The 23,876-nt window shown below is 32.0% G+C and carries 21 protein-coding genes; 13 read left to right on the top strand and 8 right to left on the bottom strand.

Translation table 11 applies throughout. The features are described 5' to 3' along the window. Positions 1-29: 29 nt before the first annotated feature. The 7 genes from QWY99_RS09955 to QWY99_RS09985 all read right to left on the bottom strand — a co-directional run bounded on the left by QWY99_RS09955 (position 30) and on the right by QWY99_RS09985 (position 9,746). Positions 30-1,229, bottom strand: coding sequence for an alanine dehydrogenase (locus tag QWY99_RS09955; protein WP_290264370.1), 1,200 nt, complete (start codon positions 1,227-1,229; stop codon positions 30-32). Between the two features lie 101 nt (positions 1,230-1,330). After that, a complete protein-coding gene (gene tsaE, locus QWY99_RS09960) occupies positions 1,331-1,738 on the bottom strand; it encodes a tRNA (adenosine(37)-N6)-threonylcarbamoyltransferase complex ATPase subunit type 1 TsaE (protein ID WP_290264373.1) in 408 nt (135 codons plus the stop codon). A gap of 59 nt (positions 1,739-1,797) precedes the next feature. Further along, positions 1,798-3,351 (bottom strand): T9SS response regulator signal transducer PorX, encoded by a 1,554-nt coding sequence (porX, locus tag QWY99_RS09965; RefSeq protein WP_290264376.1) that lies wholly within the window; start codon positions 3,349-3,351, stop codon positions 1,798-1,800. Positions 3,352-3,522: 171 nt separating this feature from the next. Further along, positions 3,523-4,926 (bottom strand): TolC family protein, encoded by a 1,404-nt coding sequence (locus tag QWY99_RS09970; protein WP_290264379.1) that lies wholly within the window; start codon positions 4,924-4,926, stop codon positions 3,523-3,525. After that, the gene (locus QWY99_RS09975; RefSeq protein WP_290264382.1) at positions 4,916-8,086 is read right to left on the bottom strand and encodes an efflux RND transporter permease subunit; all 3,171 of its coding nucleotides are present in this window, start codon (positions 8,084-8,086) and stop codon (positions 4,916-4,918) included. The genes QWY99_RS09970 and QWY99_RS09975 overlap by 11 nt, the downstream gene beginning before the upstream one ends. A gap of 8 nt (positions 8,087-8,094) precedes the next feature. Beyond that, positions 8,095-9,216 (bottom strand): efflux RND transporter periplasmic adaptor subunit, encoded by a 1,122-nt coding sequence (locus QWY99_RS09980; RefSeq protein ID WP_290264385.1) that lies wholly within the window; start codon positions 9,214-9,216, stop codon positions 8,095-8,097. Positions 9,217-9,251: 35 nt separating this feature from the next. Continuing rightward, on the bottom strand, positions 9,252-9,746 hold the full coding sequence (locus QWY99_RS09985) for a GbsR/MarR family transcriptional regulator (RefSeq protein ID WP_290264387.1): 495 nt from the start codon (positions 9,744-9,746) through the stop codon (positions 9,252-9,254). A gap of 237 nt (positions 9,747-9,983) precedes the next feature. Between QWY99_RS09985 and QWY99_RS09990 the strand changes: the two genes are divergently transcribed. From QWY99_RS09990 to QWY99_RS10050, 13 genes are all read left to right on the top strand, one after another. Continuing rightward, entirely contained in the window at positions 9,984-11,213 is a 1,230-nt protein-coding gene (locus QWY99_RS09990) for an HD domain-containing protein (protein WP_290264391.1), read from the top strand. A gap of 40 nt (positions 11,214-11,253) precedes the next feature. Beyond that, entirely contained in the window at positions 11,254-12,297 is a 1,044-nt protein-coding gene (gene lpxD / locus QWY99_RS09995) for a UDP-3-O-(3-hydroxymyristoyl)glucosamine N-acyltransferase (protein ID WP_290264394.1), read from the top strand. Further along, complete coding sequence (locus QWY99_RS10000) at positions 12,290-13,678, top strand: bifunctional UDP-3-O-[3-hydroxymyristoyl] N-acetylglucosamine deacetylase/3-hydroxyacyl-ACP dehydratase (protein ID WP_290265385.1); 1,389 nt, start codon at positions 12,290-12,292, stop codon at positions 13,676-13,678. Before lpxD ends, QWY99_RS10000 begins: the two co-directional genes overlap by 8 nt. Before the next feature lie 72 nt (positions 13,679-13,750). Next, the gene (lpxA, locus tag QWY99_RS10005) at positions 13,751-14,536 is read left to right on the top strand and encodes an acyl-ACP--UDP-N-acetylglucosamine O-acyltransferase (protein ID WP_035624097.1); all 786 of its coding nucleotides are present in this window, start codon (positions 13,751-13,753) and stop codon (positions 14,534-14,536) included. An 84-nt stretch (positions 14,537-14,620) separates the two neighbouring features. Continuing rightward, positions 14,621-15,187: an elongation factor P gene (efp, locus tag QWY99_RS10010; protein ID WP_290264400.1), complete on the top strand. Its 567-nt coding sequence runs from the start codon at positions 14,621-14,623 to the stop codon at positions 15,185-15,187. A 97-nt stretch (positions 15,188-15,284) separates the two neighbouring features. Next, positions 15,285-16,214 (top strand): UDP-3-O-(3-hydroxymyristoyl)glucosamine N-acyltransferase, encoded by a 930-nt coding sequence (locus tag QWY99_RS10015; RefSeq protein WP_290264402.1) that lies wholly within the window; start codon positions 15,285-15,287, stop codon positions 16,212-16,214. Positions 16,215-16,216: 2 nt separating this feature from the next. Further along, positions 16,217-16,579, top strand: coding sequence for a nuclear transport factor 2 family protein (locus tag QWY99_RS10020; RefSeq protein WP_290264405.1), 363 nt, complete (start codon positions 16,217-16,219; stop codon positions 16,577-16,579). Positions 16,580-16,665: 86 nt separating this feature from the next. Beyond that, entirely contained in the window at positions 16,666-17,538 is an 873-nt protein-coding gene (gene sucD / locus QWY99_RS10025) for a succinate--CoA ligase subunit alpha (protein ID WP_072945941.1), read from the top strand. Between the two features lie 150 nt (positions 17,539-17,688). Further along, positions 17,689-18,117 (top strand): hypothetical protein, encoded by a 429-nt coding sequence (locus QWY99_RS10030; RefSeq protein ID WP_290264414.1) that lies wholly within the window; start codon positions 17,689-17,691, stop codon positions 18,115-18,117. A gap of 122 nt (positions 18,118-18,239) precedes the next feature. Further along, positions 18,240-18,986: a 3-oxoacyl-[acyl-carrier-protein] reductase gene (gene fabG / locus QWY99_RS10035; protein WP_195736546.1), complete on the top strand. Its 747-nt coding sequence runs from the start codon at positions 18,240-18,242 to the stop codon at positions 18,984-18,986. A gap of 67 nt (positions 18,987-19,053) precedes the next feature. Beyond that, positions 19,054-21,081: a hypothetical protein gene (locus QWY99_RS10040; protein WP_290264421.1), complete on the top strand. Its 2,028-nt coding sequence runs from the start codon at positions 19,054-19,056 to the stop codon at positions 21,079-21,081. Between the two features lie 79 nt (positions 21,082-21,160). Beyond that, positions 21,161-22,057, top strand: coding sequence for a LysR family transcriptional regulator (locus tag QWY99_RS10045; RefSeq protein WP_290264423.1), 897 nt, complete (start codon positions 21,161-21,163; stop codon positions 22,055-22,057). A 75-nt stretch (positions 22,058-22,132) separates the two neighbouring features. After that, positions 22,133-23,098: a YeiH family protein gene (locus QWY99_RS10050; RefSeq protein ID WP_290264425.1), complete on the top strand. Its 966-nt coding sequence runs from the start codon at positions 22,133-22,135 to the stop codon at positions 23,096-23,098. A 228-nt stretch (positions 23,099-23,326) separates the two neighbouring features. On the opposite strand, the gene QWY99_RS10055 is transcribed toward QWY99_RS10050, so the two are convergent. Continuing rightward, positions 23,327-23,818 (bottom strand): hypothetical protein, encoded by a 492-nt coding sequence (locus tag QWY99_RS10055; RefSeq protein WP_290264428.1) that lies wholly within the window; start codon positions 23,816-23,818, stop codon positions 23,327-23,329. Between the last annotated feature and the right edge of the window lie 58 nt (positions 23,819-23,876).

The following is a 23,876-nucleotide window of genomic DNA, read 5'->3' on the forward strand; positions in this document are numbered from 1 at the left end:
ATTTTTGGCAAAGGTACGCTAAAGTAGCCTTAGAAAACAAGTAAATTGATATCATTATCAGGCAAATCAAACCATTCACCAATAGCTTTATTAGTTAAAATTCCATGATAAACATAAACTCCATTCTTTAATCCTTTATTACATCTAATAGCGCTTTCGATTCCACCATCTTCAGCAATTTGCAATAAATAAGGCGTAATAATGTTACTTATTGAAAGTGAGGCAGTTTTAGAATAACGTGATGGAATATTAGGAACACAATAATGTAAAACATTACTTTTTATAAAGGTTGGTTTTTCATGAGTTGTCACTTCTGAAGTTTCAAAGCAACCTCCTGTATCAATACTTACATCTACAATTACAGCACCTTTTTTCATATGCTCAACCATAGTTTCTGTCACAACAATTGGACAACGTTCTTTTCCACGCATGGCCCCAATTGCAACATCGCAACGTCTTAATGCTTTTAGTAAAGCTTTTGGCTGTATGGTTGAAGTGAAAACACGCTGATTTAGATTATTTTGTAAACGGCGTAATTTAGTAATTGAATTATCAAAAACCTTAACTGTAGCTCCAAGTCCAATTGCTGTTTTTGCAGCAAATTCACCTACTGTTCCTGCTCCTAAGATCACTACGTCAGTAGGAGGGACGCCAGTAATATTACCAAACAACAACCCTTTTCCAATTTCATCTGTAATCATCAATTCGGCAGCAATTAATATAGACGCCGTTCCAGCAATTTCACTTAATGATTTCACAGCAGGATAGGAGCCATCTTCATCTTTTATATATTCGAATGCTAATGCAGTAATTTTTTTATGTGCTAAAGCTTCAAAATAAGCCTTTTTCTTTGTCTTTAATTGAATCGCAGAAATCAAGATTGTTTCTGGATTCATCAATTTAATCTCATTAATTGTTGGAGGCTCTACCTTTAACAACATTGGACAACCAAAAACACGTTTAGTATCCTTTGTCACTTCTGCACCTGCATCACTATATTCTTTGTCTGTATAACTTGAACTTTCGCCAGCACCAGATTCTATCATAACTCTATGACCCTGATAAGTAAGCGAATTTACAGCATCTGGTGTTAAACAAATACGACGTTCCTGATAACTTGTTTCCTTAGGAATCCCTATAAAAAGTTCTCTCTTATATCTGCCAATCTCAAGTTTTTCTTCTTGAGGTATCAAATCTTGTTTCGTAAATGGAGTTATCGTTATTGACATTGTTTATGCAAAATTTAGAGTACAAATTACGTAAAAAGTTTTTAATAAAACAGTATTCTTAAGGCTAATACACTATACTTCAAGAAGTATAAATTTAGCTATTAAACCAATCGCAATAAACGTTTACCATCTGGTAATAATTCGATAGTAACAACCGAATGTTCGGCTGGAATTAAATTAGGAATCTTCTCTGACCATTCTATAAAACACCAGTTACCAGAATATAAATAATCATCTACTCCCATATCTAAAGCTTCAGTTTCGTGATTTAATCTATAAAAATCAAAATGATAAACTATCTGATTATTACTAGCTTGATATTCATTAACTAAAGAAAAGGTTGGACTACTTGTAGCATCTTCAATTCCTAGGTTTTTACATAACTGCTTGATTAATGTTGTTTTTCCAGCTCCCATTTCTCCATTAAAAAGAATAATTTTATTTGGATTTTGAGCTAGAATTTGCGTTGCAACTTCCTGAATTTGATCTAACGAAAAAGTAACTTCCATCTTATTATCTATATATTATTTTAATCAATACTAACTAAATGCCGTTATTAAAACCCTAATTATTTAGGATTAAATATCAAGAATGGAATGATCATTTCCTCTAAAGAAATCCCTCCATGCTGATACGTATTTTTATAATAACTTACATAATGATTGTAATTATTTACATAAGCTAAAAACAAATCATTTTTTGCAAAAATAAACGAACTGCTCATATTTATAGCAGGTAATCCTATTTTTTTAGGTTCTTTTACAACATATACGTCTTTTTGCTCATACGTTAAACTACGTCCTGTTTTATAACGTAAATTCAAACTTGTATTTTTATCACCAACAACTTTAGATGGATTTTTCACATTGATTGTTCCATGATCCGTAGTAAGGATTAATTTAAAACCTAAATGCTGTGCTTGTTGTATAATTTCTAATAAAGGCGAATTTTTAAACCAACTTAATGTCAGTGATCGATACGCTTTATCATCAGAAGCCAATTCTTTTACAACATCTAATTCTGTTTTGGCATGTGACAACATATCCACAAAATTATAAACTACCGTAACAAGATCATTATTTTTAAGTGCCTTAAAGTTTTCAGCTAATTTTTTTCCACTAGCTAAATTCGTTATTTTAAAATAATCTTCTTTAATATTTAATCCCAAGCGTTTAAGTTGTGCGCTTAAAAACTCTGCTTCATATAAATTTTTCCCACCATCCTCAACATCATTTTTCCAATACTCAGGAAATTGCTTTTCCATATCTATAGGCAATAAACCTGAAAATATTGCATTTCTGGCATATTGTGTCGCCGTTGGGAGAATTGAAAAATAAGGAACTTCTTTTTCTAACTTGTAATAGTTTCCAACAACTTTTTCAAATGACTTCCATTGGTCGTAGCGTAAATTATCTATCACAACGAACAAAATCGGTTTGTCTTTCTTTTTAATTTCTGGAACTACCAACTCTTTAAATAAATTATGTGACTGAATTGGCTTATCTGCTTTTGGAGCAAACCAATCTTCATAATTTCGCTCTATATATTTACCAAATTGTGAATTAGCTTCTACTTTTTGAGATTCTAAAATTTGAATCATTCCTTGATCATTAATATTCTCAAGTTCTAACTCCCAAAATATTAATTTTTTATACAATTCAATCCAATCTTCATAAGAATTAACCATTGCCATTTCCATAGCAATTTTTCTAAATTCTTTTTGATAATCTAATGTTGTCTTTTCAGAAATTAATCTTGAATGATCTAGATTTTTCTTTAAGCTTAGTAAAATCTGATTTGGATTTACTGGTTTTATTAGGTAATCTGCTATTTTAGAACCAATAGCTTCTTCCATAATATATTCTTCTTCACTTTTAGTAATCATAATCATCGGAATGGTTGATTTTTTTTCTTTCATTTCTGAAAGCGTCTCTAATCCGCTCATTCCTGGCATATTTTCATCTAGGAAAACAATATCAAAATTGTCTTCTTCAAAAATTGTAATAGCATCGAGACCATTATTACAAGTCGTCACTGCATAATTTTTTTTCTCTAGAAATAATATGTGTGGCTTTAGCAAGTCGATTTCATCATCAACCCAAAGTATTTTTATCTTATCCATAATTATATAGCTTGTAATAATTGTTAAATCTAAGTGGCAATTTACTTCTTTTTAAAACGGCTATTTATTAATATTATGATAATTTTAGTGTAAAAAAAACAAAACCACTGAATATAAAAATATTCAGTGGTTTTAATATAAAAATTAATAAGTAACCTTAATTATGAAACGTTACTGCCATCCGCCTCCAAGGGCTCTGTAAAGTTGAATAATAGCATTGTATTGTGAGAATTTATTATCTATTAAAGTTAATTCTACATTCAACGCATTATCTTTTGCAGTAAGAACCTCTAAATAATTCACTAAACCATATTTCAATAATTCATCTGAATAATCTGTAGCTACTTTTAAAGCATTTACTTGTTTCTGACGAATTTCGATTTTTTTAGTTTCGTTATTATATTGTGCCAAGGCATCAGAAACTTCTTTTCCTGCAGTAAGTAATGATTGCTCAAATTGAATATATGCCTTTTCTTGATTAGCTTTAGCTATTTCAAAATTTGTTTTATTCAAACGTTGATTAAAGATAGGCTGTGTTAATCCAGTAACAACATTAGCAAAAAATGAATTTGCACTGAACCATTCTTTAAGATCTATACTTTGTAATCCACCTGTAGCTGTAATTTTAAATGTTGGATAAAAATTACTTCTTGCTACATTAGTTCTTTCAAAATTAGAAATCAAATTATACTCAGCTGCAATTACATCAGGTCTATTTCTTAATAAAGTAGCAGGTACACCAAGGGTAATCTCTGGTTGCATTTTTTGAGCTTCAAAACTGCTTCTTTCGACTTTAGTAGATGCTTCCCCTAGAAGAATACTCATTTTATTTTCAAAAAGAATCGTTTTTACTTTTAAATCAGCAATGATAATTTCTGTAGCATATTTTTGAGCCTCAGTTTGCTTAACTCCAACTTCAGTAACATTACCTGCATCTTTTAAAGCTATAATTGTTTCAACACTTTCGATTCTATTAATCAAAGTCTCTTCAGACAATTTAATTTGCTCATCTATAGAGATTAACTGATAGTATGTAGATGCAATATCCGCAATTAACTGTGTTTTAACAGCTTGATTTGCAGCAGTAGTTTGTAAATACGCAGCGCTTGTTGCACGTTTATTACTTCTGATTTTCCCCCAAATATCAGCTTCCCAACCTAAGGTTCCAGCTATTTGATATTGATCAGTACTACGATTTTGAAGTATAGCTCCAAACTGACTATTTTGTGATAACTGCTGATGTGTCCAATCTGCACCAACTGAAACAGTAGGGATGTACCCTGCTTTTCCTTGTTTCATAGATGCTTCAGCAGCAGCAATATTTTGCATTGCTATTCGAATATCGAGATTCTTTTCTAACCCTTTTCTAATATAACCTTGCAAAATAGGATCCGTAAAAACCTTATCCCAAGATAAGTTTGCCATTGAAGTACTGTCTTTAGAAACCACTTCGGTTCTATATAAGTTCTCCGTTTTTATATCCTTTGGTCTTTCGTATTCTTTTGCAACGAAGCAGGATTGCATAACAGTTGCCGTGAAGGCAACTGTTACTATTTTATATATATTATTTTTCATTTTCTTCGTCTAAAAGTGTAACATCTGATTGTTCCTCAGTGAATGGTTTTCCAGAGATTCTTTCTTGTAAGCTTTGGAAAATAATAAACAAAATTGGAATTACAAATACCCCAAAGATTGTTCCTATTAACATTCCACCAACAGCTCCCATACCGATTGAACGGTTACCTACAGCTCCAACTCCTGATGCTAAAGCCAAAGGCAATAAACCAAAGATAAAAGCAAGAGAGGTCATTAAGATAGGACGCAAACGTGCTTTTGCTCCATCTATCGCTGCCTGTGTTAAATCCATTCCGTGTCGTCGCCTTTGTATGGCAAACTCAACTATCAGAATGGCATTCTTGGCCAGTAGTCCTATAAGCATTATCAGGGCTACCTGGAAATAAATGTTATTTTCTAATCCAGCTAATTTCACAAATCCAATAGCTCCAGCAATACCTACAGGTAATGAAAGTAATACCGATAACGGAACTAAATAACTTTCGTATTGAGCACTTAATAAGAAATAAACAAATATTAAACTCAACAAGAATACTCCAGCAGCTTGACTACCTGCAAGAATTTCTTCACGTGTCATTCCTGAGAATTCATAAGTATATGTTTTAGGTAAATGCTCTGCTGCTACTTCTTGAATAGCTTTAATTGCATCTCCCGAACTATAACCTGGTTTAGCTTTACCATTTACATTTACAGCTTTTAACATATTGAAACGTGCAACAGCCTCTGGTCCGTAAATTCTTTTAAAATCAACAAACTGGTTTATAGCTACTTGCTGACCAGCAGCATTCTTAACATAAATAGTATTAATCGACTCTAAATTTGCTCTATCAGACGGTTTTGCCTGAATCATTACACGGTATTGTTTACCAAATTTATTAAAATCCGTAGTATACAATCCACCATAGTATCCTTGCATAGTGTTGAAAATTTCTGAAACAGAAACCCCAGCATTTTTAGCTTTTTCTACATTAATGTCCATTTGATATTGCGGGAAAGTTGGATTAAAGTTTGTAACTGCATATTGAATCTCAGGTCTTTTCATTAATTCTCCCAAGAACTCGTTACTTACTTTACTTACAGTCGTCCAATCATCATCTCCTTTATCTTGAATTTTTAATTCAAATCCATCCGCAGATCCAAAACCCTGTACACTTGGAGGTGTAAAGAATAATGCTTTGGCATCTTTAAAATGAGCTGTTCTTCCGAATAGTTCACCAACAACTGCGTCTACAGATTGATTGGCTTCTTTACGATATTGCCAGTCTTTTAATTTAATTACTGTAAATGCGTATGAACCTCCATTTACACTGTTTAATAAACTAAAACCAACAACACTCATTCTTGCTTCAACGATATCCATTGAGGCTAAAATCGAATCCAATTCATTAACAGCCTTTTGAGTTTTCTCAATTGTTGTTCCTGGAGGAAGCGTTAAATCTGCCATGATAATTCCTCTATCCTCATTAGGAATAAATCCAGATGGTGTAGTTTGAAATAAGAAAATAGTAATAGCTGTAAAAACTAATAATCCAGATATTGCTACCCATTTTTTTCTTGCTAAGAATCCTAGAGACTTAACATATTTATTATTCATTCTGTCAAAACTAGTATTGAAAGCAATAAAGAATCTATCTTTAAAGTTTTTCTTATGGTGTTCTGAATTTTCATGAGGTTTCAAAAACAAGGCACATAAAGCTGGACTTAAAGTCAATGCATTTACGGCCGAAATTAAAATCGCAATCGCCAATGTAATTGCAAACTGTTGGTAGAATACTCCTGATGGTCCGCTTAGGAAAGATACAGGTATAAATACCGCCGACATTACTAATGTGATAGAAATAATCGCTCCTGTAATTTCGTTCATTGCAGAAACAGTAGCTTCTTTTCCAGATTTAGCTCCTTCATCTAACTTGGCATGTACAGCCTCGACGACGACAATCGCATCATCGACCACAATACCAATTGCTAAAATCATTGCAAACAATGTTAACATATTGATAGAGAATCCAAATACTTGCAGGAAGAAAAATGTACCCACAATTGCTACAGGAACCGCTATCGCAGGAATTAATGTAGAACGGAAATCCTGTAAGAATAAAAACACTACTATAAATACTAATATAAAAGCTTCAATCAAAGTTGAAATTACTTTTTCTATAGATGCATCAAGGAACGTTTTTGTGTTATATGGAATAACATAATCTACACCTTTAGGAAAATCAGGTTTAGCATCATCCAGAATAGTCATAACTTCAGTAATAATATCTTGTGCATTCGAACCTGAAGTTTGAAAAACCCCAACGGCAACACCTTGTTTACCCATTGCGATATTCTTATTACCATAATTAAAAGCGCCCAATTCTACAGTTGCAACGTCTTTTAAATGAACAAAATTTCCGTTACCAGTAGCTTTGATTACAATATCTTCATAGTCTTTAATTTCTGAAAGACGTCCTTTATATTTAATTACATATTCATAAATACCATCCGCATTTTCTCCAAATTTACCTGGAGCGGCTTCTACATTTTGCTCTTGTAATGCTGCTTGAATATTTGCAGGTGATATATTGTAGGCAGCCATTTTTTCTGGATTGATCCAAATTCTCATTGAATAATCTTTGGCTCCAAAAACATTTATCTGTCCAACACCTTTAACACGTTGCAATTTTGGTACAAGGTTAATCTTGGCATAATTCTGAATATAAGTTTCATCGAAATCTTTATTGTTCGAATACAAAGCAAAGAACATCAAAGCACTCGTTTGACTTTTCAGTGTAGTAACTCCAGTTTGCACAACTGCTTGTGGTAATTTACTAGTAGCACGAGAAACTCTATTTTGAACGTTTACCGCAGCAATATCTGGGTCAACTCCTAATTCAAAATAAACAGATATTTTTGCAGATCCATCATTCGCAGCAGAAGAAGTCATGTATGTCATTCCTTCCACACCATTAATCTCTTCTTCTAGAGGAATTACGACACTATTTAATACTGTTTCAGCATTTGCTCCAGTATATGTTGCAGTTACCTGAACAGTTGGAGGTGCAATTTCGGGGTATTGTTCTACAGGTAGCGACATCAATCCTAAAACCCCAAGTATGGTGATTAAGATAGATATAACCGTCGAGAGAACTGGTCTTTCTATAAACGTTTTTAACATCTTGTATATTATTTTTTAGCTGAAGTATTTTTTGTTTCTGTTGTTTCAACAGCTGGATCCTTAACAGGTTGTGGTGTAATTTCCATATCATCTTTTAACTTAGATGCACCTTCTACAACTACAACATCTCCATCTTTAAGACCACCTGTAACGATAAAATCTAAACCTGATGTTCCGTTTGTTTCAACAATTGCAGATTTTACTTTATTACCTTTTTCAACAACATAAAGTGTTTGTTTTCCTTGCACTTCGAAAATTGCATTTTGAGGAACCAACATTACATTTTTTTGTTCAATAGGTAAGCGGATAATTCCAGTACTACCACTTCTTAAAATACCTTGAGGGTTATTAAAATCAGCTCTAAATTTTGTATTTCCAGTAGCAGGATCTACTAAACCATTCATTGCAGTAATTTTACCTTTTTGATCATATTCAGTATTATCTACTAAAATCAATGAAACTGGTGGTGCTGCTTTCAATTTTTCAGCTGTAGTTGCTCCTTTAAATGTTTTATTAAACAATAACAATTGTTTTTCATTCATTGAGAAATAAGCACGAACAATTTTAGTATCAGAAACTGTTGTCAAAGGCACTTCGCTAGTAGCGCTTACTAAGCTTCCTTCTCTAAAAGGTAGGCCTCCAATTACTCCACTTACAGGAGAAACTATTGTACCATATCCAATATTCGCGGCAATGCTACCATAATTGCTTTTTGCTTGTGCTAGTTTAGCTTTGGCAGTTTCTAATTGAACAATGCTAATAATTTTTCTATCTACTAGTGGTTTTAATCTATCAACTTCTACTTGAGCAGCTTGAACAGCAGCTTTAGCAGCAGATGCATCTTGATTTAAAGTTTGAGTTTCAAGTTTAAAAAGTAATTGTCCTTTTTTTACAACTTGACCTTCATCAACATAAATTTTTTGAATATACCCATTCACTTTTGGGCGAATTTCAACATTATGCTGTCCTTCTAGATTTGCACTATACTCTTGATATACTACAGCATCTTGCACTGAAATTGTTCTAACTGGGAACGGAGCTGGACCTTGTGGTGGAGCTTGTTCTTCCTTTTTTTTACATGAAGCAAAAACCAGCATTATAGCTATTAGGGAGAATGAAATATTCTTCATTTGAATTTAAATTTGATTTATAGATTTATTAATTATTATTGATTATTATTTTTTTCTATTTCTACGAATTCTGTAATAGTTTCGTGCAGTAACTCTTCGACTTTAATAACATGGCTTTTATAGGATTTTGCATGTTCTAGACTAATTATTTCCTCAGGACTATTCATAGTTTTCTCTCTGTAAGTAATCATTTTATCAATTATTTTCTTTTCGATCTCTATTATTTTCAAATAATTAGCAAATCGTTCACTAAAAGGGAATGGTCTAAAGTATTTCTTCCTATCACCATGTAATGTATAATAGTCAATCTTACCCATTTTTAAGAGGAAATTCAAGTTTGTTGATACTGAACTTTTACTTGCTCCAACTTTCTCAACTATTTGTTCAAATGTTAAACCTTCTTTACAAGCTTCAACTATTAACAATCCTAAAATTCTTGAACCAAGTGGTGGTAGATGATACACAGATTCGAAATGAATACCGAATAACTCAATAAGCTCTTCTTTTTCTTTTTGTGTATTATTATCCATGGCTTTTTTTTTACAAAGATAAAATTGGTTCGTAATTTACCGAACTAAACGAACTTAAATTTGTGTTAATTATTTCTTATCTAAAAAAAAACGTATTTTTGTTCATTGCATGTACTAATTTAAAGAATTTTGATAACATTTCATCAAAAAAATTTATTTGTTTACGTATTTGCATAAATGTAAAAGATAATAAGTCTGTAATTAGTTATATTTGTTGACCTAAAAAAGAACCAAATAGTGAATGTTATTAATAAGCTAAAAATTTTCAATGATCCCATTTATGGTTTCATTTCCATTCCAAATGCTTTTATATATGATTTAATTGAGCACTCCTATTTTCAGCGTTTACGCCGAATATCTCAAATGGGTTTGTCTTATTTGGTATATCCTGGAGCAAATCACACCCGTTTTCACCATGCATTAGGCTGTATGCATTTAATGCAAAAAGCAGTTGAAACATTGCGCTTTAAAGAGGTTGTAATTTCAGCAGAAGAAGAGAATGCACTATATGTAGCTATTCTACTACATGACATCGGTCATGGTCCATTTTCGCATGCAATGGAGAAAAGTATTGTTGAGGATGTAAATCACGAGGCTATCTCTTTATTATTTATGAATCAATTAAATGTTGAATTCGAAGGCAAATTAAGCTTAGCAATTCAAATATTTAAAGGAGATTACCATAGAAAATTCATGTTGCAATTGATTTCTAGTCAATTAGACATGGATCGAATGGATTACCTTAAACGTGATAGTTTTTACAGTGGTGTAGCCGAAGGAAATGTAAATTCAGGACGATTAATTCAAATGATGAACGTTGTAGATGATGTTCTTGTTATTGAAGAGAAAGGAATTTACTCTGTCGAAAAGTTTTTACTTTCTCGAAGATTGATGTATTGGCAAGCCTATTTACATAAAACTAGTCTTGTAGCAGAACTTATTTTAACGAAAGTATTAAAAAGAGCCAAAGAATTAACTTTAAAAGGAATTCACCTTCCTTGTAGCGAACCTTTGTTATTTTTTATGCAAAACAAGATTACCTTAGAAACATTTACTCCAGAAACATTGGATTTATTTGCTCAATTGGATGATTTCGATATAATAGGTGCTCTAAAATCTTGGCAAAAAAATGACGACTTTATACTTTCAACTTTAAGTAAGATGATAGTAAACAGAGACTTACTAAAAATAAAACTAACAAGCGAAAAAGTTTCTTTGGAAGAATTGCAAGTTTTAAAAGAAAAATTTGCTACTCAAAATAATATCTCTGCAATGGATGCTAGTTATTTTATATATAGAGGAAAAATAAAAAATCAGGCTTATAGCAAAGAAGCCGAACCTATACGAATATTAAAAAAAGATAAGACAATTGAGGACGTTGTAGAAGCCTCAGACCAGCTGAATTTGAAATCGTTATCTAAATTGGTAACGAAGTATTACATCTGCTACCCAAAACAACTGGCCTAAAATTAACATTTAAAACCTATTTTTTTATATTTTTGTCGCAATGAAATTTACAGCAGAACAAATAGCAGAAATTTTAGGAGGAGAGGTTGTTGGGAATCCCAATGCAGAAGTTTCTCGCTTATCTAAAATTGAAGAAGGTACTGAAGGATCTCTTACTTTCTTAGCTAACCCTAAATATATCAATCATATATATTCGACAAAAGCATCAGTAACAATTGTTAATGATACTTTTGTACCCGAAACAGAAATTAGCACAACATTAATTAAAGTTGACGATGCTTATGCGTCGTTTTCTAAATTATTAGAGTTTTATAATCAAGTAAAATTGAATAAAAACGGAATTGAGCCACAGTCTTTCTTATCTGAAAGTGTTAAATATGGAGAAAATCTTTATTTAGGTAGCTTTAGTTATGTTGGGCAAAATGTTGTTTTAGGTAACGATGTCAAAATTTATCCTAACTCTTTTATCGGAGACAATGTTGTTATTGGCAATAATGTACATATTTTTGCAGGCGCTAAAATTTATTCCGAAACGATAATTGGAAATAATTGTACAATTCATTCGGGAACAATTATTGGTGCTGACGGATTTGGTTTTGTACCAAACGAAGAAGGTATTTATAGTAAAGTTCCTCAAATTGGGAATGTAATTATTGAGGATAACGTTGATATTGGAGCAAATACAACAATAGACAGAGCTACTTTAGGATCAACAATTATCCGAAAAGGAGTAAAGCTAGACAATCAAATACAAATTGCCCACAATGTAGAAATTGGTGAAAACACCGTAATTGCTGCTCAGTCAGGAGTTGCTGGTTCTACAAAAATTGGTAAAAATGCTATGATTGGTGGACAAGTGGGTATAGCAGGACATCTAACTATTGGAAACAATGTTAGATTACAAGCTCAATCTGGCGTTGCCAGAAACATAAAGGACGACGAAATTTTACAAGGAACGCCTTCACTTGGATATAGTGATTTCAATAAATCATATGTTCATTTTAAGAATTTGCCTAAAATCGTTGCTGAATTAGAAGAATTAAAAAAACAAATATTAAACCAAAAAAATGGAAATAATGGTTAAACAGAAGACCATCAAAGAGGAAATCTCACTAACAGGAGTTGGACTACACACTGGGAAAGAAGTAACAATGACTTTTAAACCTGCTCCAATAAATAATGGATTTACTTTTGTGAGAGTTGATTTGCAAGGTCACCCAATTATTGAGGCTGATGCTAATTATGTAGTAAATACTCAAAGAGGTACAAATTTAGAAAAATTAGGTGTTAAAATTCAAACTCCAGAGCACGTTTTAGCTGCATTGGTTGGTTGTGATTTAGACAACGTTATAATCGAATTAAACGCATCAGAACTTCCGATAATGGATGGTTCATCAAAATATTTTGTTGAAGCAATTGAAAAAGCTCAAATAGAAGAACAAGATGCAAAACGTAATGTATATGTTGTAAAAGAAGTTATTTCTTTTACAGATGAAGCTACAGGAAGTGAAATTCTTGTAATGCCAAGCGACGATTACCAAGTAACAACAATGGTTGATTTTGGCACTAAAGTTTTAGGTACTCAAAACGCAACATTAAAAAGTATTGCTGACTTTAAAGCAGAAATCTCTAATTCAAGAACATTTAGTTTCTTACATGAATTAGAATCTCTTTTAGAGCACGGATTAATCAAAGGTGGTGATTTAAACAACGCAATTGTATATGTCGATAAAGAAATATCTGACTCTACAATGGAGAATTTAAAGAAAGCTTTTGGTAAAGATAAAATAACTGTTAAGCCAAACGGTATTTTAGATAACCTTACATTGCATTACCCAAATGAAGCTGCAAGACATAAATTGCTAGACGTAATTGGAGATTTAGCTTTAATTGGAGTAAGAATCCAAGGAAAAATTATCGCTAATAAACCAGGTCACTTTGTAAATACTCAGTTTGCTAAAAAATTAGCAAAAATCATAAAAATTGAGCAAAGAAATCACGTACCTGTTTATGATTTGAATCAAGAGCCATTGATGGATATTCATAAAATCATGTCGGTTTTACCTCATAGACCTCCATTTTTATTGATTGATAGAATTATCGAAATGTCTTCTAATCATGTTGTAGGATTGAAAAATGTTACCATGAATGAGAACTTTTTCGTAGGACATTTTCCTGAAGCTCCAGTTATGCCGGGTGTTTTAATTGTAGAAGCAATGGCACAAACAGGAGGAATCTTAGTATTGAGTACAGTTCCAGATCCAGAGAATTACTTGACTTATTTTATGAAAATAGACAATGTTAAGTTCAAACACAAAGTATTACCTGGAGATACTTTAATATTTAAATGTGAATTAATTTCTCCAATAAGAAGAGGAATTTGTCACATGCAAGCAAATGCTTATGCGAATGGTAAATTAGTTACCGAAGCAGAGCTAATGGCGCAAATTGCAAGAAAACAATAAAAAGAATCGTTAATTATTTAGATTTATTGTTTCAAAAAAAGACAATTTTAATTTAAAATACAAAAAATACAGATGAATCAACCGTTAGCTTATGTTCATCCTGGCGCTAAAATCGCTAAAAACGTTGTAATTGAGCCCTTTACAACAATTCACAATAATGTAGTTATTGGTGATGGCACTTGGATTGGTTCAAATGTAACCATAATGGAAGGCGCACGAATAGGAAAAAATTGTAATATTTTTCCAGGTGCAGTTATTTCTGCAGTTCCTCAAGACTTAAAATTTGGAGGAGAAGATTCTCTAGCAATTATAGGAGATAATTGTACAATTAGAGAATGTGTTACAATTAATCGTGGTACAGTTGCTTCTGGACAAACAATCCTTGGTAACAATTGCTTAATTATGGCTTACGCTCATATTGCTCACGATTGCGAGATTGGTAATAATGCAATTATTGTAAATGGTGTTGCTTTAGCAGGACACGTTGTAGTAGGAAATCATGCCGTAATTGGAGGTTTAGCAGCAATTCACCAATTTATTCATATCGGAGATCATGCAATGATATCTGGAGGTTCTTTGGTAAGAAAAGATGTTCCCCCATATACCAAAGCAGCAAAAGAACCATTATCATACGTAGGAATTAATTCGGTAGGTTTAAGAAGAAGAGGTTTTAGCACTGATAAAATCAGAGAAATTCAAGAAATCTATAGAATTTTATACCAAAAAAATTACAATACAACCCAAGCACTTAGCATAATTGAAGGCGAAATGGAGGCGACTCCAGAAAGAGATGAGATCTTAGATTTTATCAGAAATTCATCACGTGGAATTATGAAAGGGTATTCAGGAAATTACTAGAAAAAGTTCTATCGTTGATTTGTTTAATCGAAAACAAAAAAACGGTTAAACGATTAAACAAACATAAAATAAAACAAAATTACAATGGCATCAACATCAGACATAAGAAACGGACTTTGTATCAAATACAATCACGATATTTATAAAATCATCGAATTTCTTCACGTAAAACCAGGTAAAGGTCCTGCTTTCGTTAGAACAAAATTAAGAAGCTTAACAACAGGAAAAGTACTTGATAATACATTTTCTGCAGGTCATAAAATCGAAGATGTTCGTGTTGAAACACAAACGTTCCAGTTTTTATATGCTGAAGGTGATGATTTTCACTTTATGAATAATGAAACATTCGAACAAATTTCTTTGAATAAATCAATTTTGGATGCTCCAGGATTATTAAAAGAAGGAACTAATGTAATGGTTCAAATTAACACTGAAACAGATTTACCTTTATCAGTAGATATGCCAGCTTCAGTAATCCTAGAAGTAACTTATGCTGAGCCAGGAATTAAAGGAAATACGGCTACAAACGCAACTAAATCAGCAACTGTTGAAACTGGTGCTACAGTAAACGTTCCTTTATTCATTAACGAAGGTGATAAAATAAAAGTTGATACTGCTTCTGGTTCTTACATGGAGCGTGTAAAAGAGTAGTTTTTACAAGTTTTCAGTTTTCAGTCGCAGTTGGCAATTTGTTGATATAGATTGAAAACTGAGACTGAAAACTGAAGCTAAAAACTAATTTAGATATATGAAATTTCAAAAAGTTTACTCTTTAGAAGAAATTGCAAATTTGCTTAATTGCGAATTTGTTGGTGATAAAAACTTCCCAGTTTTAGGTATGAATGAAATTCATGTTGTTGAACCTGGAGATATTGTTTTTGTAGATCATCCAAAATATTATGACAAAGCTTTAAATTCGGCAGCAACTATAGTTTTAATTAACAAAGTAGTAGATTGTCCCGAAGGTAAAGCATTATTAATCTCTGACGATCCCTTTAGAGATTTTAATAAACTTACAAAACATTTTAAACCTTTTCGATTTGCTAATGTTGCCGTATCTGATTCAGCAATAATAGGGGAAGGTACATTAATACAGCCTAACTGTTTTATTGGAAACCATGTCACAATTGGTAAAAACTGTTTGATTCATTCTAATGTATCAATATACGACCATACTATAATTGGTGATAATGTTATCATTCATGCTGGAACTATATTAGGTGCAGATGCTTTTTATTACAAAAAACGCCCTGATGGTTTCGACCAATTAATTTCAGGAGGAAGAGTTGTAATAAAAGACAATGTTGGAATTGGAGCGCTATGTACTATCGATAAAGGAGTTACAGGCGACACAACCATTGGTGAAGGAACCAAACTTGATAATCAAGTACACGTAGGACACGACACTGTCATTGGAAAAAAATGTTTAATTGCCTCTCAAACTGGTATTGCTGGTTGTGTAATTATCGAAGACGAAGTGACTATTTGGGGACAAGTGGGTACGACAAGTGGGATTACAATAGGAGAGAAGGCAGTAATAATGGGACAAACAGGAGTTACTAAATCTGTAGAAGGAGGAAAATCTTATTTTGGTACGCCAATAGAAGAATCTAGAGAAAAGTTAAAACAATTAGCTAATATCAAGAAAATTCCAGAAATTCTAAATAAATTAAAATAACTATGACTGCTAAAGAATTTATTCAAAAATTTTATAAGTCGGATGCTTTAATTGATAGCGAAACCTTCAAATTATATTTGCATCCGGAAGTAATTATTGATTGGAATAGTACAAAAGGCCCTATCCAATTAGATTACAATGGAATATTAGATTTATCAAATGAATTAAGTAGAGCCTATGTGCGCTCTAAAGTTCGAATTAGTCATATTATAGAAGAAGATGATTTAGTTTCGGTACGTTATTCACATTATGTAAAAACTATCGAAAATCCAAGAGAAGAAATGTTATTAGCCCATTTTATGGCTATTTGGCAAATAAAGGACAATAAATTATACCGTGGTTATCAAATGAGTCAATTATTATAAGATATTTTGATAATAAAAAGGTTCAAAATAATTTACAAAACCTTACTTTTGCATTACAATTTTAAAAACTACATAAAATATATATCATGAGTGTTTTAGTTAATAAAGATTCCAAAATAATAGTTCAAGGATTTACAGGAAGCGAAGGAACTTTCCATGCTTCTCAAATGATTGAGTACGGTACTAATGTTGTTGGTGGTGTTACTCCAGGAAAAGGTGGAACTTCACATTTAGATCGTCCAGTTTTTAACACAGTAAAAGACGCTGTAGAACAAGCTGGAGCTGATACAACAATTATTTTTGTACCACCTGCATTTGCTGCTGATGCTATTATGGAAGCTGCTGACGCTGGAATTAAAGTTATCATTGCTATTACTGAAGGAATTCCTGTAGCAGATATGATTAAAGCGAACAGTTATGTAAAAGAAAGAAATGCTAGATTAATTGGTCCAAACTGTCCTGGTATTATTACTCCAGGTGAAGCAAAAGTTGGAATTATGCCAGGTTTCGTTTTCAAAAAAGGAACTGTAGGAATTGTTTCTAAATCAGGAACTTTAACTTACGAAGCAGCTGACCAAGTTGTAAAACAAGGATTAGGAATTACTACAGCAATTGGTATTGGTGGAGATCCAATTATTGGAACTACTACAAAAGAAGCTGTTGAGTTATTAATGAATGACCCTGAAACAGAATGTATCGTAATGATTGGTGAAATTGGTGGACAATTAGAAGCTGATGCTGCTAAATGGATCAAAGCTGATGGTAACCGTAAGCCAGTTGTAGGTTTCATCGCAGGAGTTACTGCTCCAGCTGGACGTACAATGGGTCACGCAGGTGCAATTGTTGGTGGTACTGATGATACAGCTGAAGCTAAAAAGCAAATTATGAGAGACAACGGAATTCACGTAGTTGATTCTCCAGCTGAAATTGGTAAAAAAGTAAAAGAAGTATTAGGATAATCTCTAGTATTCAAAAATAAAAAATTCCATAAAAAAGTCTCAATTTCTGTTGAGACTTTTTTTACATTAATAAAATGTATGGAATATAACAAACACTTAGTAACTTAGTTTCTTAGAATCTTAGAACCTTCGTGAAAAATCTGAAGAATTATGTACAAAGAATTAGAAAAGTTTGCAGTAAAAGGAAATTTTACTTACACACAAGACGATAGCCTAGAAGAAGTATGCAATGCATCTGAAACTGGAAGTGGAGTTTTTGTTGTTTACGCTATTGAAGGTGAAAACAAAGAATTAATTATGGTAGGTTCTACTGGAACTGTTCAAAATGATGGAACTCTAAAAAGTAAAAATGGTGGATTACATGATAAAATTGTAAACGGTCACCAATTTGCAAAAACAGGAAGAAAATATTCTTGGCCAGCACAAATGAAACTTGAAGGAATCGAAAGATTAGAAGTTTCTTGGTATGAGACATTTAATGAAGATATAAAAGCTATCCCAACAACTGTTGAAGGGCAGATTTTACAAAACTTCTTAGATGAAAATGGAAGATTGCCAAGATGGAATGTTGCTTTCTAGTCACATTTCTCTCAATATTATAAAAAAGCTTCATTTCGGTGAGGCTTTTTTGTATTACAAATTTTATAAAACGCCTAAATAATCTATATTTGTATTTAGAAAATAAAAAAGAATACCATAATATGAAATTACTAGAAGGAAAAGTTGCCATTATAACTGGCGCAAGCCGTGGAATAGGAAAAGGAATTGCTGAAGTTTTTGCAAAACATGGTGCAAACGTGGCTTTTACATACAGTTCATCTGTAGAATCAGCTTTGGCTTTAGAAAAAGAGTTAAATGCTCTTGGTATAAAAGCAAAAGGATATCAATCGAATGCGGCAGATTTTACAGAAGCACAAACTTTTGTTGAAGCTGTTTTGGCTGACTTTGGAACTGTAGATATTTTAATTAATAATGCTGGTATTACAAAAGATAATCTTTTGATGCGTATGTCTGAAGCTGATTTTGATCAAGTTATTGATGTAAACTTGAAATCAGTTTTTAATATGACAAAAGCAATTCAAAAAACATTTTTGAAACAACGTTCTGGTTCAATCATCAACATGAGTAGTGTTGTTGGAGTAAAAGGAAATGCAGGTCAAACAAATTATGCGGCTTCAAAAGCTGGTGTTAACGGATTTACAAAATCAGTAGCATTAGAATTAGGTTCTCGTAATATTCGTTGTAATGCAATTGCACCAGGATTTATTGAAACTGAAATGACTGCAAAATTAAGCGAAGATGTAGTAAAAGGTTGGAGAGAAGGAATTCCATTAAAACGTGGTGGAACTACTGAAGATGTTGCTAACGCTTGTCTTTTCTTAGCTTCAGATATGAGTGCTTACGTTACTGGACAAGTACTTAATGTTTGTGGAGGAATGTTAACCTAAAAAAAGTCGCAGTATAAAGTTTTCAGTTTGCACTGATTACTAAAAACTGGCACTGAACACTATAAATATGACTACAAACACGATTCTATTATTGGTACTTTCATTAGTAGTTGCAGGAGGTTTGTCATTTTTTCAATATTATTATAAAGCCAAAAGCAAATCAAAACTGAATTTGTTTTTGGCTTTTTTACGTTTTCTAGCTATTTTTGGAATATTAGTTTTATTGATAAATCCTATAATCACCAAGAATTCATTAGAAATCATTAAAACACCATTACCAATTGTAGTGGATAATTCCAGTTCAATTACAGCTTTAAATTCTAAGGAAAAAGTAATTGAATTGTATAAAAAATTAACTTCGAATAAAGAGTTACAAGATAAGTTCGAAATCCAATCTTATCAATTTGATGCCGATTTTAAACAATCGGAGGAATTTGATTTTAAAGGAACTCAAACCAATCTTGACGTAATTGCGAAGAATTTAAAAAACATCAATAAGAATGTAGTTTTCCCTACTGTAATTATTACTGACGGAAATCAAACTACAGGAAATGATTATGTTTATCGTTTTGATCCAAACAATAAAGTTTATCCTGTAATTGTAGGGGACACTACAACTTTTTTGGATTTAAAAATAAACCAACTCAATGTAAACAAATATGCCTTTTATAAGAACAAATTTCCAATTGAGGTATTCTTGCAATATTCGGGAACAAAAAATATAAATTCTGATTTATCGATTTCTCAGGGAGGTACTGTTTTAGCAAAAGAAAAGGTTTCATTTTCACCTTCAAAAAAAACGGCTACTTTAAATATATTGTTACCTGCAGATAAAGTTGGAACACAAATTTTTAAAGCTACTATATCGTCAAGCGAAAAAGAAAAAAACACCTATAATAATACCAAGAATTTTGCTGTTGAAATTATTGATCAAAAAACCACAGTAGCAATTGTATCGGCAATAAACCATCCAGATATTGCAACATTAAAACGTTCGATTGAGTCTAATGCACAACGCAAAGTTGTTTTAGTGAAACCAAACGAAATCAAATCACTGCAGGATTATAATATATTAATTTTATACCAACCAACTGGGGCTTTTAAACCAATTTTTGATTTAAATAAAGCAGTTGGAATTAATACTTTTATTATAACTGGAAATAATACTGACTTTAATTTCCTGAATCAACAACAAACTGCTTTCACATTTAAAATGAGTAATCAGAAAGAAGATTATTTAGCCGAATTTAATACGCAATTTAATCTATTTGCAGCTGAAGAAATTGGATTTGAAAATTTTCCTCCTTTGCAAAATTCATTTGGAACAATTACTACAAACGAAAATGTTTCAGTTTTACTTTCATCAAAAATTAGAAATGTAGCTACCAATGCTCCGTTACTCGCTTTTACTGAAAATCAAGGAAAAAGAAACGCTTATCTTTTGGGAGAGAATACTTGGAAATGGCGTATGCAAAGTCATATTGACAATCAATCATTTGCCAAATATGATATTTTTATTGATAAAATCATACAATATCTAGCTTCAAACAATACAAAAAAATCATTGGTTGTAAATCATGAGAGTTTTTACAACTCAGGAGATGCCTTAGAAATCAACGCTCAATATTTTAATAAAAATTATGAATTTGACGAGAAAGCAAATCTCACTATTTCAGTAACTAATACTGAAACTAAGCAAACCAAAAATTATGATTTATTAAAAGGGAACAGTTCTTATTCTGTAAATCTAGATGGACTTTCGGCTGGAAAATATACTTTTTCGGTTAAAGAATTAAATTCAAAAACTACATACTCAAGTCGTTTTGAGGTATTAGATTTTGATATCGAAAAGCAATTTGTAAATCCTGATGTTCAAAAATTACAACAACTGGCATTACAAACTAATGGAACAGCTTTTTTTCAAGATCAATCGGATGCACTGATAAAATCTCTTTTAGAAAATCAAGAATACAAAGCAATACAAAAAAATGTGAGTACTAAAACTCCTTTGATTGATTGGGTATGGCTTTTGATATTAATTGCTATTGCATTAGCAACCGAATGGTTTGTTAGAAAATACAATGGATTACTGTAAAAGAGAAACAAAGAGTAGGAGTTGCAAAGACTCAAAGTTAAATACTTCATTATCTTTATAATAATTAATACATTTTTCAATGGATTTTAGGCTAAAAGTTTTTTATGCTGTCGCAAACAGGTTGAGTTTCACTAAAGCTGCTGCCGAATTATATATCACGCAACCAGCTGTTTCCAAACACATTCAAGAATTAGAAGAGACCTATAAGACCAAACTTTTTGAAAGAAATGGATCTAAAATTACCCTAACCAAAGCAGGTGAAATTCTTTTAAAGCACACTAAAGACATATTCGAAATTTACCGCGAAATTGATTTTGATATGAGTACATTCCTCAATCAACGTCAAGGATTATTGCGATTGGGAGCAAGTACAACAATCTCACAGTATATAATTCCACCATTGTTAGCACGCTTTCATCAAAAATTGCAAGACATAAAAGTCAATTTATTAAACGGAAATACAGAACAAATTGAAAGCGCATTAATCAATAAAGAAATCGAAATTGGTATTGTAGAAGGACAATCTAGAAATCAATCAATCAAATATACTGAATTTTTAAAAGACGAATTAGTGTTAGTTTGTAGTAGTAAAAATCCGTTAGCCAATAAAAACGAAATTTTATTAGAAGATTTACAGAACTTACGTTTTATAACTCGTGAAAGAGGTTCTGGAACACTTGAGGTTATTGAATACGCTTTAAAACAATTCAATATCAAGTTATTAGAATTACAAATTGAAATGCAATTAGGAAGTACAGAAAGTATAAAGTCTTACCTGTTAAATTCTGACTGTGTTGCCTTCATGTCAATACACGCGGTAGGTAAAGAATTAAAAAATAATGAGTTAATAGTTTTAGATGTTGAAAAATTAACAATTGAAAGATACTTCTACATCATAACATTACACGGAAAATCAGATGCGCTTACCGAACTATTCATAAAAAACATGGCGAACTATTATAACTTGAAGTTATAGCCTATCGCCAATTACAATTGGTAATTGTTGCAATAACTACAGATCTTTGTACTGTAATTATTAAATACCATTACCTTGAAAACGAAACAACATACAACAAGTCATTTATTCGAAATTAGTACAATTTCGAAACAGATTATTTTTGTCATCTTATTATTGCTTTGCCTAACTTCAATTATATCACCACCAATAGCTTTATTATTGGGATTATTGGTAGCAAATTTATCTGGAAATCCATTTTTACATTTCAACCATAAAGCAATTACTATTTTACTGCAGTTCTCTGTAGTAGGATTAGGATTTGGAATGAATGCTACAAGCGCATTGGCGGCTGGTAAAGATGGGTTAGTTCTTACAATTGCCTCAATATTCAGTACTATAATACTAGGATATTTTATAGGAAAGTGGTTTAACATCGATAAAAAAACATCTCACTTAATCTCTTGTGGTACTGCTATTTGCGGAGGAAGTGCCATTGCTGCAATCGCTCCTGTAATAAAATCTGATGAGAAACAAACCTCTGTAGCATTAGGAGTAATTTTTATATTAAACTCAATTGCCTTGTTTTTATTCCCTTATATCGGACATGAATTAAACTTATCTCAGAGAGAATTTGGATTATGGTGTGCTGTGGCAATTCACGATACTAGTTCAGTTGTTGGAGCAGCAAATAAATTTGGGGCCGAAGCTTTACAAATTGCTACAACAGTAAAACTTGCACGTGCGTTATGGATTATTCCTATTGCATTGATTACAACAGTACTTTTTAAAAACAAACAAACCAAAATTAAAGTTCCTTACTTTATTGTATTATTTATTTTGGCAATGTTATTAAATACTTATGTACCACAAACTGCAATCATTGCACCATCATTGGTTCTGCTTGCAAAAATTGGATTAACTGTTACTTTATTCTTAATTGGAGCAGGATTGAACCTTAGCGTTTTAAAAACGGTAGGAGTGAAGCCCCTAGTTCAAGGTATTTTACTTTGGATTGTTATTGCTAGCTTGAGCTTAGCGTCAATTTTATACTTTAATTAATCCCCGTTGGGCATAATTATATTAACGCACATAGTTTAACAAAATCTAAAAAAAACGTTTCACTTAAAATAAATCACATCAGCTATGCGTAAAAAAATATTTTTCTTAAATACTCTTTGATTATCAAATTAAAGTCTATTTCTCTATGTGTTAAATGCTATTTTATGACCCGACCAAAGCGAATTGACGAAGTAATTTCAACCAACTGTTGCAACTTACAAATGAAAATTATTTTATATTAGAGAATTTAACAACAGGCTTACCAACAATTATGTACCACTTGCCATTAAATGAAAGACGTTTTACAATCATAAAATCAAATTGCTTTTTAGACTTTGACATTTCTCTTATTTCTAAAGGAAGATCTACTTCATAGTCATCATCATTCCCTTTAGCTTTTTGATAAAATCCTTTTGTAGTAATAATAAAATCTTGAAAAAACTTTTTCTTTCCATCGTTAACAACAACATAAGTACTCGACCATTCTGTATTTATTGGTCCGTTGTTGATGAGACTATAATAACCAAGTTCCATTATAGGCTGGTATTTTCCTCCAAAGCCTGCAATAAGATAAAGGTAACCAGAATAAGGAGCACCCGCTCCACCGTTTGCTTGAACTAATGTAAATGCGTATTGATCTTCTCCTATTTGCACCAATTTGGGAGAAGGAGCTCGAGAGAATGCACCAAAGGCCGCAATTGCAGGCTGAAATGATCTCATTTGCCAAATAGTACCGTTTTTTGCAAACTTAGTAATTCCTATTAGACCTCCCGAGAAT

This window comes from Flavobacterium branchiarum, from assembly GCF_030409845.1.
Taxonomy (GTDB): domain Bacteria; phylum Bacteroidota; class Bacteroidia; order Flavobacteriales; family Flavobacteriaceae; genus Flavobacterium; species Flavobacterium branchiarum.